We start from the raw sequence: 14,960 nt of genomic DNA, 5'->3' as shown, positions 1-14,960 counted from the left end.
GGCCTCGGCCCTGGCCGGGCGTGACGCCGTGCTCAGCGGCGACGGGCGGGCCGCCGCGGAGCCGGAGAGCGTGAGCCGGATCCGGTGGATCGGCGCCCAGCTCATGATCGCGATGGTCGCCCTCGGCGGCTTCGTGGCAATCTTCGTGGTCGGCTCGACGTGCGCCCTGAGCGCGGCACAGCGCCGGCGCGAGATCGGCCTGCTGCGCGCGGTCGGCGCCACGCCGGGTCAGGTGCGCCGGCTGATGTACGCCGAGACGCTCGTGCTTGCCGCCGTGGCCGGGCTGGCCGGTGCGCCGCTGGGCGCACTCGCCGCACTGCCGATGGCGGGTCCGCTGATCCGGACCGGGATGGAACCGGCCGGGTTCACCGTGACCGTCCAGCCGCTCGCCCTGGCCGCCGCCTACGCGACCGGCATCGTGGTGGCGCTGGCCGGGGTGTGGTCGGTGGCCCGCCGCGCGGCCCGCATCCCCGCGCTGGACGCGCTGCGGGAGGCGGCCGTCGAGAAGCGGCCGATGACCCCGGCACGGTGGGTGGCCGGCCTGCTCGGGCTCGCCGGTGGCGTGGCACTGCTGGCCGCGGTGCCGTCGCTGCCGGTAGACACGCAGTCGACGGCCGGGCTGGGCGCGGCGATGCTGCTGCTCACCGCGGCCGCACTGCTGGCGCCGGTGGTGATCGTGCCGCTGGTCCGGCTGGTGACGTGGCCGTGGCGCCGCGCGGCGACCGGCATGCTGGTCCGCGAGGGCACCCTCACCGGGACGCGGCGGGTCGCCTCGACGGCGGCGCCGGTGCTGCTCACGGTCGGGTTCACGGTGTTGCTGACCGGCACGATCGCGACCATCGAGGAGGCCACCGGGATCGACGAGACCGCGAAGATCCCGGCGGCCACGGTGGCCGTCCCGGATGGCACGCCGGGCCTGTCGGAGGCCGCGGTGTCCGCCCAGCGAGGCAGCTCCCGCCTCGCCACGACGGTCCAGCTGGGCCGCTTGTCCTACGACGCGGTGGGGGCCGGGGACGCCATGGTGCTGAGCACGTCGGCCGCGGCCGAGACCGGACTGCGCGCCGGCGATCCGGCCGACCTCCGGTGGCCCGACGGCACGACCGGCCGGCTGCGGGTGGCCGAGGTGCGGTCCGACGCGGACGCCGACGTGGTGCTGCCCCGCGCCGCGGTCCGCGCCCACGACCCGGGTGCGCTCACCGACGTCGTGCTGCTCGACGGCCCGCCTGCGCCGGCGCCGGGGTTGCGCGCGATGAGCGTCCGGGCGTACGTGACGGAACTGCTCGACCGGGAGGGCAAGCTGATCGACGTGTTCCTGATCGTCCTGGTCGGACTGACGGCCGGCTACAGCAGTCTCGCGGTGGCCAACACGCTGCTGATGGCGACCGCCGCGCGCCGGTCCGAGTTCCGCGCGCTGCGGTTGGCCGGCGCCGGCACCGGGCAGATCCTGCGGGTGGCGACGGCCGAGGCGCTGCTGGCCGTGGCGGTCGGGACGCTGCTCGGCGCGGCGGTGGCCGCGATCTCGCTGACCGGCGTGCGGCGGGCGGTCGAGGCCGAGTTGGACCGGTCGGTGGCGATCGTCATACCGTGGCCGGCCGCGACCGCGGTGACCGCGGCGTGTGCGGTGATCGCCGTGGCCGCGACGGCCGTGCCGCTGCTGCGTCGCCGCGGGATTGTCGTACCCGCCGGGTAGCTTCCGCGCCATGGAACTTACGTCGCACCTGCCGGAGCCGGACCGTGAGCGGGTCGATCTGCGGCTGCGCCACAATCTCATCGCGTGGCTGACCACGGTGCGGCCCGACGGGCAGCCGGTCAGCGTCCCGGTCTGGTTCCTGGCGCGCGACGACGGGTCGATCCTGGTCTACAGCCGGGCGGGTCAGGCGAAACTGCGCAACATCGCGGCCAACCCGCGGGTGAGCCTGACCCTCGACGGCACCGACGTGGGGCGCAACATCGTCCGCGTCGAGGGCGTGGCCGCGGCGGCCGGGGATGAGCCGGCGGCCCATGAGCAGCCGGCTTATCTGGCCAAGTATCTCGAGCGGATCCAGGCCAACTTCGGCTCGTCGGAGCGGTTCGGCGAGCTGTTCACGGCGGCTCTGGTGATCACGCCGGCCAGGCTGCACACCTGATCGGTCTGCCCGACCGACGTCACGCATGCGGTGTCGTAAGGTGCCGATGTGGAGGACGCCTGCGGGCGGGAGAGGGCGAGATGACCAGAGTCGCGATGTGGTCGGGCCCGCGCAACCTGTCGACCGCGATGATGCGCAGCTTCGGCGCGAGGCCGGACACGCTCGTGGTGGACGAGCCGCTCTACGCCCACTACCTAGCCGCGACCGGCATCGAGCACCCCGGCCGGGCGGAGGTGCTGGCCAGCCAGCCGACCGACTACCGCGTGGTGGCCGCCGCCCTGACCGGCCCGCTGCCGGACGGCGTGGACGTCCACTACCAGAAACACATGACCCACCACCTGCTGCCCGGCATGGACCAGGCGTGGATCGGCGAGCTGGACAACGCGTTCCTGATCCGCGATCCCGCGCACGTGGTCGCGTCGTACGCGAAGGTCCGCGAGGAGCCCACGCTGGCCGACCTCGGCTACGTGCAGCAGGCGACGCTGTGGCGGGAGTTCGGCGGGCCGGTGGTGGACAGCGCCGACGTGCTGCGCGATCCGCGCGGGACGCTCACCCGGCTCTGTCACGAGCTGGGCATCCCCTTCCGCGAGGAGATGCTGTCGTGGCCGCCGGGCCGCCGCGACACCGACGGCGTGTGGGCACCCCACTGGTACGCCTCCGTGGAGGCCTCCACCGGATTCGCGCCGTACGAGGAGAGGCCCGTCGAGGTGCCGGAGAGGCTGCGGAAGCTGGTCGCCGAGGCCACCCCCTTCTACGACGAGCTGCACGGCAACCGGATCTGACACGGCGACATCTACAGCACGGCGACGCCCGAGGCGGCGGCGTGGTCGCGGTAGAGCGCCGCCACCCGGGCGGTGAGCGGGCCCACCTTGCCGTCGCCGATCGGCCGCCCGTCGATCTCGATGACCGCGGCGATCTCGCCCATCGTGCCGGTGCAGAAGACCTCGTCCGCGGCGTACATCTCGGCCAACGAGAGGTCCCGGACGACCGCCGGGATGTCGTGCCGGGCGGCCAGCTCGAGCACGGTCTGCCGGGTGATGCCCTCGGGGCAGGCGACCGCGTGCGGCGTGTGCAGGCCGTCGCCCGACACCGCGAACAGATGCGTCGCGTTCGTCTCGGCCACGAAGCCACGCCCGTCGAGCATCAGCGCGTCGTCGGCGCCGGCCACGTTCGCCTCGATCTTGGCGAGGATCGAGTTGATCAGGTTGTTGTGGTGGATCTTCGGGTCGAGCACGTCCGGGCCGGGGCGCCGCACGCTCGCCGTGACCAGGCGCAGGCCGCTCGTGTCGTACACCGGCGCCTTGTGCTCGGCCAGCACGATCAGCGTGCACCCGGCCTGGTTCAGCCGCGGATCCATGCCGCTGGTCACCTTCACGCCCCGGGTCAGGGTGAGCCGCACGTGCACGCCGTCGGTCATCCCGTTCGCCCGCAGCGTCTCCGTCAGCGCCGCGGTGACGAAACCGTCGTCGGGTACGCCCGTGAAGCCGAGCGCGGCCGCGGACCGCCGGAGCCTGGCCAGGTGCTCGTACAGGCCGTAGATCCTGCCGTCGTAGAGCCGCAGCCCTTCCCAGACGGCGTCGCCGCCCTGCACGACCGAGTCGAAGGGCGAGATGCCCGGCTCGTCGCGGTGCCGCAGCACCCCGTTCACCCAATACTTCAGATCGGCGTTCCGTTCGTCATAACGCTGCAGCATGGGCGGAATTCTAGAATCCTGGAGGTGACAACCTTTCGAGAGCTGCACGAGTCCGGGACGTTCGTCATCCCCAATCCGTTCGACGTCGGGTCGGCCAAGCTGTTGCAGAGCCTGGGCGCGGTCGCCCTGGCGACCACCAGCTCCGGGCTCGCCGCCACCCTCGGCCGCCGCGACCAGCAGGTGACCCGCGACGAGCTGGTCGAGCACGTCGCCAAGCTGACCGCCGCCGTGACCGTCCCGGTGTCGGTGGACGCCGAGAGCGGGTATGCGGACAGCCCCGCGGGCGTCGCCGAGACCGTCGAGCTGCTCGCCGGGGCGGGCGCGAGCGGCGTCTCGATCGAGGACTACGACCAGGCGGCCGGCGCGATCTACGGCTTGAGCGCCGCGGTGGACCGGGTCGCCGCGGCCGCCGAGGTGTGCGCCCGGCACGACATGGTGCTGACCGGCCGCGCCGAGAACCACCTCTACGACGCCGGTGACCTCGACGACACGATCGCGCGGCTGATCGCCTACCGCGACGCGGGCGCCGCCTGCGTGTACGCGCCCGGGCTGGCCGACCTCGCGGACATCCGGCGGGTGGTGGACGAGACCGGCGTCGCGGTCAACGTGCTCGCGCTGCGGCACGGCCCGTCCGTGCCCGAGCTCGCGGCCGCCGGCGTCCGGCGCGTCTCCACCGGCGGCAGCCTCACGTGGGCGGCGTACGGCGGGCTGGTCGCCGCCGCCACGGAGCTGCTGGAGAAGGGGACCAGCACGTACCTGGACGGCGCAGCCCGGTTACCCGAATATTCCCGCCGTGACCAGTGAGATCCCGCAGGCCGTGATCGACCGGTTCGGCCTCGACACCGCCTGGTACGGCAAGTACGTCGACGCGTCAGGCCTGCCGGTGCTCGGCCCGCACTGCCTGAAGGACGCCACGCTCGAGCGGGCTCGGGCGCAGCTCGGCACGCTGCTGCAGACCCGGCCGCGCGGGCCGGTGCCCGAGCTGAGCCGCCGTGACGTCCGGCTCGTCATCGTCGCCCGGGGCGAGAAGATGAGCGCCATCCCCGAGGTCCTCGACACCTTCGGAACAAGGCTCGACGAGCGCTACTGGGGCGGCTTCGGCGCGGTCGACAAGTTCCCGATCTCGGCGTCCACCGAGGACAACATCCTGTACGGCCATGGCCACGAGAACGTGCACGTCCACGAGTTCGCGCACACGCTGCACATCATGGCCCTGCGCCACATCGACCCGGCGTTCCGGCGCGAGCTCAGCCGCGCCTGGCGGGCGGCCGGGGCGGCCGGCCGGTGGGCGAACACCTACGCGGGCAGCAACGAGGCCGAGTACTTCGCGGAGGGCGCCCAAGTTTATTTCGGCGTGAACTTCACCGGCCCGCCCGGCGGCGACGGCGTGCACAACGACATCGACACACGCGAGAAACTGCGCGACTACGACCGTCCCCTGTTCAACCTCTTCGACCGCATCTACCGCGGCGCCGAGCTCCCCGCCTGAACGGTCCCGGCGGCGGCCCGCTGACCGATGCGCTCTGCCGGGCGGGTTGGCAGGATGGGATCATGCCCGCCGAACCCCTCGCCCGCACCAGCCGCCCCCCGGTCCGGATCGCCCATCTCGGTCTCGGCAACTTCTTCCGAGCCCACCAGGCCTGGTACACGTCCGTCGCGCCGGACGCCGATCGGTGGGGAATCGCTGCCTTCACCGGGCGTTCGGCCGGTCTCGCGCGGTCGCTCGAGGCGCAGGCCGGGCTCTACAACCTGGTGGTACGCGGCGCCGAGCGGGACGACCTGACGGTGATCGGATCGGTCGCGGCCGCCCACGCCGGTGGCGACCTCGACGCCTGGACGGGCTACCTGAGCCGCGCCGACGTGGCCCTGGTGACGCTGACCGTGACCGAGGCGGCCTACCGCCGCGGCCGTGGTGGCGGGCTGGACGACACCGATCCCGACGTCCGCGCCGACCTGGCCGCGTGGCGTTCCGGCGCCGGCCCGACCACCATCCCGGGCCGCATGGCGAGCGGGCTGAACGCGCGCCGCGCCAACTTCGCCGGGCCGCTCGCCGTGGTGAGCTGCGACAACCTGCCCGGCAACGGCGCGGCGACCCGGCAGATGGTGCTCGACTTCGCGGGTGAGGCCGAGCCGGCGCTGGCGTCCTGGATCCGCGACAACGTGTCGTTCGTGACGACGATGGTCGACCGGATCACGCCGCGAACGACGCCGGAGGACGTGGAGATGGTCGCCGAGCGGGGCGCCGCGGACGCCAGCCCGGTGGTCACCGAGCCGTTCACCGAGTGGCTGCTGGAGGGCGACTTCCCCCGTGGCCGGCCGGCGTGGGAGGCGGGCGGGGCACGCTTCGTCGCCGACGTCAAGCCGCACGAGCTGCGGAAGCTGTTGCTGCTCAACGGTGGTCACTCCCTTCTCGCGTACGCGGGCAGCGCGCTCGGGCTGACCACCATCGCCGAGGCGGTGGCCGACGAGCGGTGCCGGGCCTGGCTGAACGAGTGGTGGGACGAGGCGGTCCGGCACGTCCCGCTGCCCGCCGACGAGCTCGCCGACTATCGCACCGCGCTGCTGGGTCGTTTCGCCAACCCGCGCATCCGGCACACCCTGGCGCAGATCGCGTCGGACGGCTCGCAGAAGATTCCGATCCGGGTGCTGCCGGTGCTCCGCGGCGAGCGCGCGGCCGGTCGAATGCCCGGTGGCGCGATCCGGGTGCTGGCCGCATGGATCGGGCACCTGCGCGGGCGGGGCGCCCCGGTGAACGACGCCGGCGCGGCCGCGTACCAGGAAAAGGCCGCCACCCCGCGTGACGTGCTCGCCCTGCTGGCCCCCGATCTGGCCGCCGATCAGGCGCTCGCGGACGAACTGGCCCGCGCGACCGGCGCGTCCTGACCACGTCCGCAGCGAACCGGCTGCCCGGCTCCGTCCGATCTGGAACGGGGTCGCGCCGTAGGGGTCTCCGCCGTACCATTCGGCCATGGTTGAACGCGTTCAAGTCCCGGTTTCCATCGCCCGGCCGCGCCGGATGATGGCCGGCGCGGCGGTGGGTTACACCGTCTTCACCGGGCTGGTGGGCTGGGTTCTGTCCGGGTTCGCCCCCTTCTTCCTGGCGGCCTTCGCCATCTACGCGGCGGTCATCGCGGTCCCGCTGCTGAGCCGCGGACCGGTCCGGTTCACCATCGCCTGCTGGACGATGGCGGCGTTCGTCCTCGTGCTGGGCTTCATCCTGGCCGCCGCCGGGACGTACCTGCTGTGGCCGGCGGTCCTGCCGCTGGCGCTCGCCGGCACGCCGCTGCCGGAGGTCCGGCATCCGTGGCCGCTGATCTGCGTGTCGATCGTCGTGTGCGCGGCTCCGATCGTCTTCTTCGTGCTCGTCGACTTGTGAAAAACGTTCGGACGACCTGGCGGCGGGGTGCTACCTTTCCCCGCGCTGAATGGGGGACATCGTGGCAAAGCTGAACCAGATCATCGCGGTGGAGAAGGGCATCAAGAGCAAGGCGTTCGCGGAGTTGAGCGACGCCCACCACGCGGTGCAGAAGACCGGGCCGCTCGCGGGCATCTCGCGCACGTACCAGCCGAAGGACGAGGAGGGCGAGCAGCTGCCCGCCGAGTCGACGCGGGTGCAGATCAAGGCCGAGGAGATCGTGCGCGACGTCTCGGCGACGCTGACGCGGCTCTTCGACGTCACCGCGACGAAGGACTGGACGAACTGCGTGGCGCGCGCCGACGTGGTCGTCGACGGCCGCACCATCGCCGCCCAGGTGCCCGTGACGTACCTGCTGTTCCTCGAGAAGCAGCTCACCGACCTGCACACGTTCGTCAAGAAGCTGCCAGTGCTCGACGCCGCCGAGGCGTGGCAGCGCGACGACTCCACGGACAGCTGGCGCACCGAGCCGGTGCGAACCAACCGCACCAAGAAGGTGCCGCGCAACCACGTGAAGGCGGAGGCCACCGAGAAGCACCCGGCGCAGGTCGAGGTGTATTACGAGGACGTCACCGTCGGCTATTGGACGACGGTCAAGTTCTCGGGCGCGCTGCCGGCGAAGCGGATCAACGAGATGCTCGACCGGGTGGTGTCGCTGCAGACGGCGGTCAAGTTCGCGCGCGAGGAGGCCAACAACACCGAGGTGACCGACCAGCGGGTCGGCGCGGCGGTCTTCGACTACCTCTTCGGGTAGTCGTCACGGATTCCCCCGTGGGAGCGCGGGGGTGCGCCGGGCAACCGGCGTGAAGCTGATGGCTGAGGCTGAAGCTGAACCCTCCGGTGACAGTGCGGGTTCGAGACCCGCCCCCCGCATTTCGTGCGGGGGTAGCCCAACTGGCAGAGGCAGCCGGAATGAGACTCAGATTCTCGCTCCAGAGTCAGCATTGACCACCGATCACCAGGTCGACCGAGCGGGGACGATGACAGCGGATGCCGGTTCAAGTCCGGCCCGGTGCGCCAACGGGCACCGGTAGTTTAATGGAAAAACCCGATGTCCTGATGAATGATCCCGGCCCTTAAACGTGCTGGTGTGTGCAATTCGGTGGTACCTGGAGGCCCGGGGATTGGCCATATCCCCGGGCTTCGCCAACTCAGGCGAGGCCGTGCTCACCGGGCTTGGTGTTGAGCACCCAGGCAAGCGGCATGGTCGCCCGGACGTTGTAGTGATTGCCGTCGAGGTGATGCATGGCGACGGTCTGCGCCTGATCCTGATCTATCACCCAGTACTGCGGGATGCCGGCGGCGGCGTACTCGCTTCGCTTGGTCACGGTGTCCACGCCCTCCGAGCCGGGCGAGAGAATCTCAACGACGAGCAGCACGTCGGTCACGGGCAGCCAGACACCTTCGGCCTGGGCTTTGCTCCACACGACAAGATCGGGAATCCTGCCACCGAGTCCGCCGTCACGGCCGGGGATGCGCAGCCCCACGGCCTGAGCCAACCGCTCCGCCGGGACCCCTGTCGCCAGCCAGACCATCAACCGAGTCGCGATGATCGCGTGGGTATACCCGGGCGGCGGCATGATCGAAAGAACTCCCTCGGGGCTGATCTCATACCGATGGTGTTCATCGGCCGTCATCATCGCGGTGAGGTCGTCGAGCGTCACCTCCGCGGGCATGTACCTGCCGACAGCCTCCGAGCTCATGCCGGCCATCCTACCGGGATCTGCCGCGTGGCTTGCTCACATCGTCCGCCGCAGCGCCTCGTGGAGGCGGGTCGCGGTCTTGGCCGGAGTGGCGTCGTGGCGGTCGGCGGATTTCCGCCTGCGGTTGGTGTAGACCGCAAAGATCAGCGGGCCGCCCGTCGGCGGGTGGGCGATCGCCACGTCGTTGGCCGTGCCGTACGTGCCGCCCGTGGCGGTCTTGTCGCCGATCGTCCAGTCCCTCGGCAGGCCCGCCCGGATGCGCGTCGTACCCGTCGTCGCCTTGCGCATCCACGCCAGCACCTCGCCGTGCGCGCGGGCGTACCCGGTGATGGCGGACGGTCCGCCCAGGCGGCGCAGCAGGGAGCCGCAGCCGGGGAGCGCGGCGAGTGCCGCGGCGGCCAGCAGCGCGCGTCGGGAAGTCGGGCTGTGCACGAGCGCGAGCATGCCAAATCGGCGGTAGTCGTAAAGCCGTGTCACTGTTGGGGCGGAGACGCCTAGCAGGTGGAGGGTCACGATGGGTGAGTTCGAGGCGCGGGAACGGCGGGAGTCGTTCGACTACGCGGGCGCGAAGGTCGAGTTGGTGGAGCCCGCCACCGTGCTGGCCGCGGCGCGGGTCAACGCCGTCGAGTTGATCCACAAGGCGACCTGGCCGGCGCCCGTGCAGCGGGTCGACCTGACCGTGAGCAGCGCCGACGCTGACGGCGAGCCGATGCACGTCTTCACCTCCGCGATCTCCACGGCGGCCGACCCGCTGTCCCGCGAGTCGGTGCGCCGGCTGGTGCTCGGCGCCGACCCGATCGGCATCCTGCTCGCGAAGCGGATCGACGAGGGCGACCCGCTGGCCACCAAGATCGTGGACGGGGTGGGCACGGCGGCGCTGGCCGCGTACAAGAAGCTCGGTCTCGATCGGGTGCCCAAGCCCGCGACCCAGCGCGAGCCGAGCACCCTCGCCGATGCCACCGTGGGTCTGCAGGCAAGCGTGACCTACGACGAATCCGGCACCATCGTGCGGCTGCGCGCCGAGGTGCCGCGCGACGCCGTGAGCCCGGCGCACCTGCAGGCCTTCGCCGGGCTGACGCTGCAGGCCGTGCTCGAGCTGGCCGGGCCGGAGAGCCTCACCGGCCGCCGTTACGTGCTCAGCCGCGAGAGCGTGCCGCAGCCGAAGATGCCGCAGACCACCCAGAACGTGACACTCGACCAGGTGGGCGGGCTGGCCGACATCGTCGCCGAGCTGCGGCAGATCGCGGTGTCGTTCCGGCACCCCGAGGCCATGGCCAGGTGGGGTGCGCGCCGGCCGCAGGGAATCTTGATGTACGGGCCACCCGGCACCGGCAAGACCATGCTGTCCCGCGCGCTCGCCAACGAGATCGGCGCCGACTTCCGCGAGATCCGCACCCCGGAGATCCTCGACAAGTGGCTGGGCGGGTCGGAGCGCAACATCAAACAGATCTTCCGCGAGGCCCGGCGTTACCGCGTGCCGACGCTGATCCTCTTCGACGAGTTCGACTCGATCATCAGTTACGCCGGGTCGGGCGGCGACGCGGCCAGCCAGGCGATCAACGCGGTGGCCGGCATCTTCAAGCAGGAGATGAACGACCTGATCGAGGCCAACCCGAACGTGATCGTGGTGGCCACCACCAACTTCCCGCACCGCGTGGACGACTCGCTGATCCGGTCGGGCCGGTTCGACGTGAAGGTGTCGGTGCCGAAGCCGGACGAGGCGAGCCGGGCCGAGATCTTCCGCAAGATGATCCGCGGCCTGATCGCGACGCACGAGGCGCCGGGCTTCAAGATGTTCGCCGACGATCTCGACCTGGCCGAGCTGGCCCGCACCAGTCACGGGATGACCGGCGCGGACATCAAGGAGGTGCTGCGCCGGGTGCAGCTCTCGAAGGCGATGCAGGACGCCCGGACCGGCGGCGTCGTCGACCCCATCAGTCAGGCCGACCTGGCGGCGGGCATCCGCGAGATGGCACTCCCGAGGCCCGGCGGCGCCTGACCGCGGTCGGCGCGCCACGGGAGCAACGGGATGCTGGTCAGGACGAGGACGGCCAGGAAGGCGAGCGCCGCGCGGGTGCTGGTCAGGGCGGCCACCGCGCCGCCCACCGCGATCATGACCGGCTGAGCCACCCGTGAGCTGATGGACCACGATGCCAGCACGCGGGACATGTGGTCGTCGGCCGTGGCCTCCATCCGATAGGCGGCGAAGGTCGGGTTGAACGCGCCCGCCCCCACCAGCACGCCGAGCTGGCCGGCCGTGATGATCGCCAGCCCGGCCGGCCCGGCCGGGGCAACCGCCAGCGAGCCGAGGAACAGCGCCCGCATCGTCCCGAAGGTCAGCAGCGCCGGCCGCTCGCCGAACCGCCGCCGGAACGGCCGCACCAGCAGCGCCCCGGCGAGCCCTCCCACGCACGGCACGCCCAGCGCCACGCCGTACTCCCAAGGCGCGAAGCCCAGCTCACGCAGCATCCGGACGGCCAGCAGCGGCGCGCCGGCCATCACACACCCGCCGAAGACCAGCGAGTTGAGCCACAACACCCGCAGGTCACGGTGGGTCAGGATGTAGCGCCAGCCGGCGGTCAGGGCCCGCCACCGGGGCGTCGCGTGCCGAACCGGAGGCGGCGGCTCGGGCCTGCGGATCCGCCGGACGCCGAGGGCCGAGAGCAGGAACGTGACCGCGTCGACCGCCATCGAGGCGGTCGCACCCACCCATCCGATCAGCAGCCCGCCGAGCGCGGGACCGGCCGTGTAGGTGGTCCACATCGTCGCCTCGAAGCGGGACAGCGCGTCGGCCCGCCGGCCCGGCTCCAGCAGGTTCTTCAGGTGCGCGCCGCTCGCCGCGCTGAACACGATCCCGCCGACCGCTTGAGCCACCGCCACCAGGCACAGCTGCGCATAGGTCAGGACGCCCAGCGCTGCCGCCACCGGGACGCTGCCCAGCGCGGCGAAACGCATCAGGTCGGCGCCGATCATCACCGGGCGCTTGCGGCGGAACTCGACCCATGGGCCGAGCGGCACCGCCAGCACGGCCGCGGCCAGACCGGCCAGGGCGGACAGCAGCGACACCTGCAACACCGGCGCGTGCAGGGCCACGGTGGCGATCAGCGGCAACGCGCCCATCGACACGGCCGTGCCGAGCTCACTGATCCCATACGCCGCCCAGAGCCGGCGAAAGTCCGCGTCGAGTGCCACGCGGAAGAAGCTAGACCGGGCCTACGACAGTTTCGGGCTACGACGGTTTCGAGCTCGGCGCGCCCCGCCCGGCGGGCGGAGCCGCGCGGTCCACGATCGCGGCGGTGTCCACACCCGGCGGCAGGGTTCCGAAGGTCCGCCCGTGGTCGCCGCCCAGCCGGCTCGCGCAGAACGCGTCGGCCACCACCGGCGGCGCGTGCCGGACCAGCAGCGACCCCTGCAGGACCAGGGCCATCCGTTCGGTCACCCGGCGGGCCTGCGCCTCGTCCGTGCCGGTGATCAGCGCCTTGAGGCCGGTGAGCGCCTCGTCCAGGCGCCGGTCCGCCCCGCCGGCCAGGGCCACCTCGTCGAGGAAGGCGGCGGCGCTGTCCGGCTCGCGGCGCAGCGTACGCAGCACGTCGAGGGCCTGCACATTGCCCGAGCCCTCCCAGATCGAGTTCAGCGGGGCGTCCCGGTAGAGCCGGGGCAGGCCGGACTCCTCCACGTACCCATTGCCGCCCAGGCACTCCAACGCCTCGCCGACCACCGCGGTCTGCCGCTTGCAGACCCAGAACTTGCCCACCGCGATCGCCAGCCGGCGCAGCGGCTCCGCACTACCAGCCAGCCGCAGCATCAGCGCGGTCGCCGCCTCCGTCTCCAGCGCCATGTCGGCCAGCACCGCCGTCATCAGCGGCTGGTCGACGAGCCGCCGCCCGAAGGCCTCCCGGTGCCGGGCGTGATGGATCGCCTGGACCAGCGCCGCGCGCATCCCGGCGGCCGAGCCGATCACGCAGTCCAGCCGGGTCATCGCGACCATCTCGATGATCGTCCGGACCCCGCGGCCCTCCTCGCCGACCAGCCAGGCGACGGTGTCGTCGAACTCCGGCTCGCTGCTTGCGTTGCTGCGGTTGCCCAGCTTGTCCTTGAGTCGCTGGATCCGGAACACGTTGCGGGAGCCATCGGGCAGCACGCGCGGGACCAGGAAGCAGCTCAGCCCCCTCGGCGCCTGGGCGAGCACCAGGAACAGGTCGCACATCGGCGCGCTGGTGAACCACTTGTGGCCGGTCAGCAGCCAGTGGTCGCCGTTGCGCGTGGCGGTGGTCGTGTTGGCCCGTACGTCCGAGCCGCCCTGCTTCTCGGTCATGCCCATGCCCGCCAGCAGGCCCCGTTTGGTCGCCGGCGCCCGCAGCTCGGGGTCGTAGATCCGCGAGGTGAGCAGGGGTTCGTAGAGTACGGCGAGGTCCGGCTGGTGACGCAGGGCGGGAATGATCGCGTACGTCATGGAGATCGGACACGTGTGCCCGGCCTCCGCCTGCGACCACACGTACAGTCCGGCGGCCCTTCTCCTCTCGTCGCGCTCGGCACCCGCCAGGCCGGCACCGACGGCGACCTCCATCAGGCGATGCCAGGACGGGTGGAAGTCGACCTCGTCGGCGCGGTTGCCGTAGCGGTCGTGGGTGCGCAACCGCGGCGGGTACGCGTTCGCCTCCTCCGCCCAGCGCTGCACCTCGGCCGACCCGGCGCGCCGGCCGAGCTGCCGCACGACGTCGTCGTCAAGCAGGTCCGGCGGCAGCGCCGGGTCCGCGGCCACATCGTGATCGACGAGCGGCGGCGGCTGATTGAACACCTGATGCGTCACCCTCTCAACACTAGAGCTGGATCGACACGCGTAGGGTTGGTCCGGAGCCGGCACGGGATGGATGTGGGGGAGCGGTTGACCACGGTGACGCCCACGGCGGTGCAGGGCGGCGGCGCGGTCGCAAGCCTTCTCGCCGAGATGGACGACGCGCGGCGGCTCGCCGCCGACGGCGACCGTCCCGACCTGGCCGAGCGCCTCGAGCGGGCCGGGCAGCGGTTGCGCGCCGACGACGTGGCAGTGGCCGTGGTCGGCGAGTTCAAGCAGGGCAAGAGCACGCTGGTCAACGCCCTGCTGCGCACCGACATCTGCCCGGTGGACTCCGACGTCGTCACCGCCGTGCCGACGGTCCTGCGCTTCGGCCGCCCGCCGTCGGTGTCGGTGCAGGTTCCCGGGCCGGACGGGACGCTCGACACCATCCCCATCCCGTTCGACCAGCTCCGCCGCTACATCACCGAGGGCAAGCCGGAGGGTGACGAGCCCGCGCCGCGCAGCGTGGAGGTGCGGCTCGACCGGCGACTGCTCGGCGCCGGGCTGTCGTTCATCGACACCCCGGGCGTCGGCGGCCTCGACTCGGCACAGGGCAACATCACCCTCGCCGCGCTGCCGCTGGCCGGCGCCGCACTCTTCGTCACCGACGCGGCGCAGGAGCTCACCGCGCCCGAGGTCGACTTCCTGCGCCGGGTGCTGGAGCGCTGCCCGCGGGTGTTCTGCGTGGTCACCAAGACCGACCTCTACTCCGAGTGGCGCCGCATCGTCGAGATCAACCAGGGCCACCTGCAGCGCGCCGGGCTGGATGTGCCGATCATCGCGGTGTCGTCCTTCCTGCGGATGCGGGCGCAGGCCAAGGACAGCACCGAGCTGAACAAGGAGTCCGGCTTCCCGCTGCTGGTCGACGTGCTGCGCCGCGACGTGCTGGGCGCGGCCGAGTCGGACGGCCTGGCCGCGGCCCGGTCGGAGTTGTCGTTCGTGGTCGGCCAGCTCAAGGAGCGGGTGGTGGCCGAGCAGGCGGTCGCCGAGGCCCCGGCGGCCGCGCCGGAGATCGCGAAGCGCTTCGCTGAGAAGACCCGGCGCAGTGCGTGGCTGGCCGGCGGCACGTGGCAGACGAAGCTCGGCGACGGCATCCAGGACCTGACCGCGGACGTCGAACACGACCTGCGTGAGCGGCTGCGGCTGATGGTCCGCAAGGGCGAGGAGCTGCTCGACGAGTCGGACC

Annotated in this window: 14 protein-coding genes, 1 tRNA gene and 1 pseudogene; 11 read left to right on the top strand and 5 right to left on the bottom strand. The window is 72.1% G+C overall.

Annotation, left to right across the window (positions count from 1 at the left end; translation table 11 throughout):
- The 3 genes from AB0M20_RS05665 to AB0M20_RS05655 form a co-directional block, all read left to right on the top strand.
- The coding region (locus tag AB0M20_RS05665) for an FtsX-like permease family protein (RefSeq protein WP_364294279.1) at positions 1-1,690 on the top strand (1,690 nt) is incomplete at its 5' end.
- Positions 1,691-1,700: 10 nt separating this feature from the next.
- Positions 1,701-2,126: a TIGR03667 family PPOX class F420-dependent oxidoreductase gene (locus AB0M20_RS05660; RefSeq protein WP_364294276.1), complete on the top strand. Its 426-nt coding sequence runs from the start codon at positions 1,701-1,703 to the stop codon at positions 2,124-2,126.
- A gap of 80 nt (positions 2,127-2,206) precedes the next feature.
- Positions 2,207-2,908, top strand: coding sequence for an HAD family hydrolase (locus tag AB0M20_RS05655; protein WP_364294273.1), 702 nt, complete (start codon positions 2,207-2,209; stop codon positions 2,906-2,908).
- Positions 2,909-2,919: 11 nt separating this feature from the next.
- Here the strand turns inward: AB0M20_RS05655 and AB0M20_RS05650 are convergent, their stop codons facing one another.
- On the bottom strand, positions 2,920-3,819 hold the full coding sequence (locus tag AB0M20_RS05650; RefSeq protein WP_364294270.1) for an aminotransferase class IV: 900 nt from the start codon (positions 3,817-3,819) through the stop codon (positions 2,920-2,922).
- Positions 3,820-3,843: 24 nt separating this feature from the next.
- On the opposite strand from AB0M20_RS05650, the gene AB0M20_RS05645 reads away from it, so the two are divergent.
- The 6 genes and pseudogenes from AB0M20_RS05645 (at position 3,844) to AB0M20_RS05620 (ending at position 8,107) form a co-directional block, all read left to right on the top strand.
- Positions 3,844-4,623 (top strand): isocitrate lyase/phosphoenolpyruvate mutase family protein, encoded by a 780-nt coding sequence (locus tag AB0M20_RS05645; RefSeq protein WP_364294267.1) that lies wholly within the window; start codon positions 3,844-3,846, stop codon positions 4,621-4,623.
- Position 4,624: 1 nt separating this feature from the next.
- Positions 4,625-5,308, top strand: a pseudogene (locus AB0M20_RS05640) (hypothetical protein); the annotation flags it as partial.
- Between the two features lie 62 nt (positions 5,309-5,370).
- Positions 5,371-6,702: a mannitol dehydrogenase family protein gene (locus tag AB0M20_RS05635; protein ID WP_364294264.1), complete on the top strand. Its 1,332-nt coding sequence runs from the start codon at positions 5,371-5,373 to the stop codon at positions 6,700-6,702.
- 85 nt (positions 6,703-6,787) lie between these two features.
- Positions 6,788-7,195 carry a hypothetical protein gene (locus AB0M20_RS05630; protein WP_364294261.1) on the top strand — a complete coding sequence of 136 codons (408 nt, stop codon included), beginning with the start codon at positions 6,788-6,790 and terminating at the stop codon, positions 7,193-7,195.
- Between the two features lie 61 nt (positions 7,196-7,256).
- Positions 7,257-7,988 (top strand): hypothetical protein, encoded by a 732-nt coding sequence (locus AB0M20_RS05625; RefSeq protein ID WP_364294258.1) that lies wholly within the window; start codon positions 7,257-7,259, stop codon positions 7,986-7,988.
- Positions 7,989-8,013: 25 nt separating this feature from the next.
- A tRNA-OTHER gene (locus AB0M20_RS05620) sits at positions 8,014-8,107 on the top strand.
- A 278-nt stretch (positions 8,108-8,385) separates the two neighbouring features.
- Here AB0M20_RS05620 and AB0M20_RS05615 read toward each other — a convergent pair.
- Complete coding sequence (locus tag AB0M20_RS05615) at positions 8,386-8,898, bottom strand: Uma2 family endonuclease (RefSeq protein ID WP_364294255.1); 513 nt, start codon at positions 8,896-8,898, stop codon at positions 8,386-8,388.
- 75 nt (positions 8,899-8,973) lie between these two features.
- Positions 8,974-9,369, bottom strand: coding sequence for a serine hydrolase (locus tag AB0M20_RS05610; protein WP_364294252.1), 396 nt, complete (start codon positions 9,367-9,369; stop codon positions 8,974-8,976).
- 82 nt (positions 9,370-9,451) lie between these two features.
- Here AB0M20_RS05610 and AB0M20_RS05605 point away from each other — a divergent pair, with 82 nt between their 5' ends.
- Positions 9,452-10,936: an ATP-binding protein gene (locus tag AB0M20_RS05605; protein WP_364294249.1), complete on the top strand. Its 1,485-nt coding sequence runs from the start codon at positions 9,452-9,454 to the stop codon at positions 10,934-10,936.
- Here the strand turns inward: AB0M20_RS05605 and AB0M20_RS05600 are convergent.
- Both AB0M20_RS05600 and AB0M20_RS05595 read right to left on the bottom strand, forming a co-directional pair.
- Positions 10,876-12,129 (bottom strand): MFS transporter, encoded by a 1,254-nt coding sequence (locus AB0M20_RS05600; protein WP_364294246.1) that lies wholly within the window; start codon positions 12,127-12,129, stop codon positions 10,876-10,878. The two genes, AB0M20_RS05605 and AB0M20_RS05600, sit on opposite strands and share 61 nt — an antisense overlap.
- A gap of 37 nt (positions 12,130-12,166) precedes the next feature.
- Positions 12,167-13,747, bottom strand: coding sequence for an acyl-CoA dehydrogenase family protein (locus tag AB0M20_RS05595; RefSeq protein WP_364294243.1), 1,581 nt, complete (start codon positions 13,745-13,747; stop codon positions 12,167-12,169).
- 57 nt (positions 13,748-13,804) lie between these two features.
- On the opposite strand from AB0M20_RS05595, the gene AB0M20_RS05590 reads away from it, so the two are divergent.
- Positions 13,805-14,960 (top strand): dynamin family protein (locus AB0M20_RS05590; RefSeq protein WP_364294240.1); only part of this gene is annotated, 1,156 nt, incomplete at its 3' end.

It is taken from the genome of Actinoplanes sp. NPDC051633 (assembly GCF_040681735.1).
Lineage (GTDB): Bacteria > Actinomycetota > Actinomycetes > Mycobacteriales > Micromonosporaceae > Actinoplanes.
The sequence above is the reverse complement of the archived record's forward strand: the minus strand, read 5'-3'. Positions and strand labels throughout refer to the sequence as shown.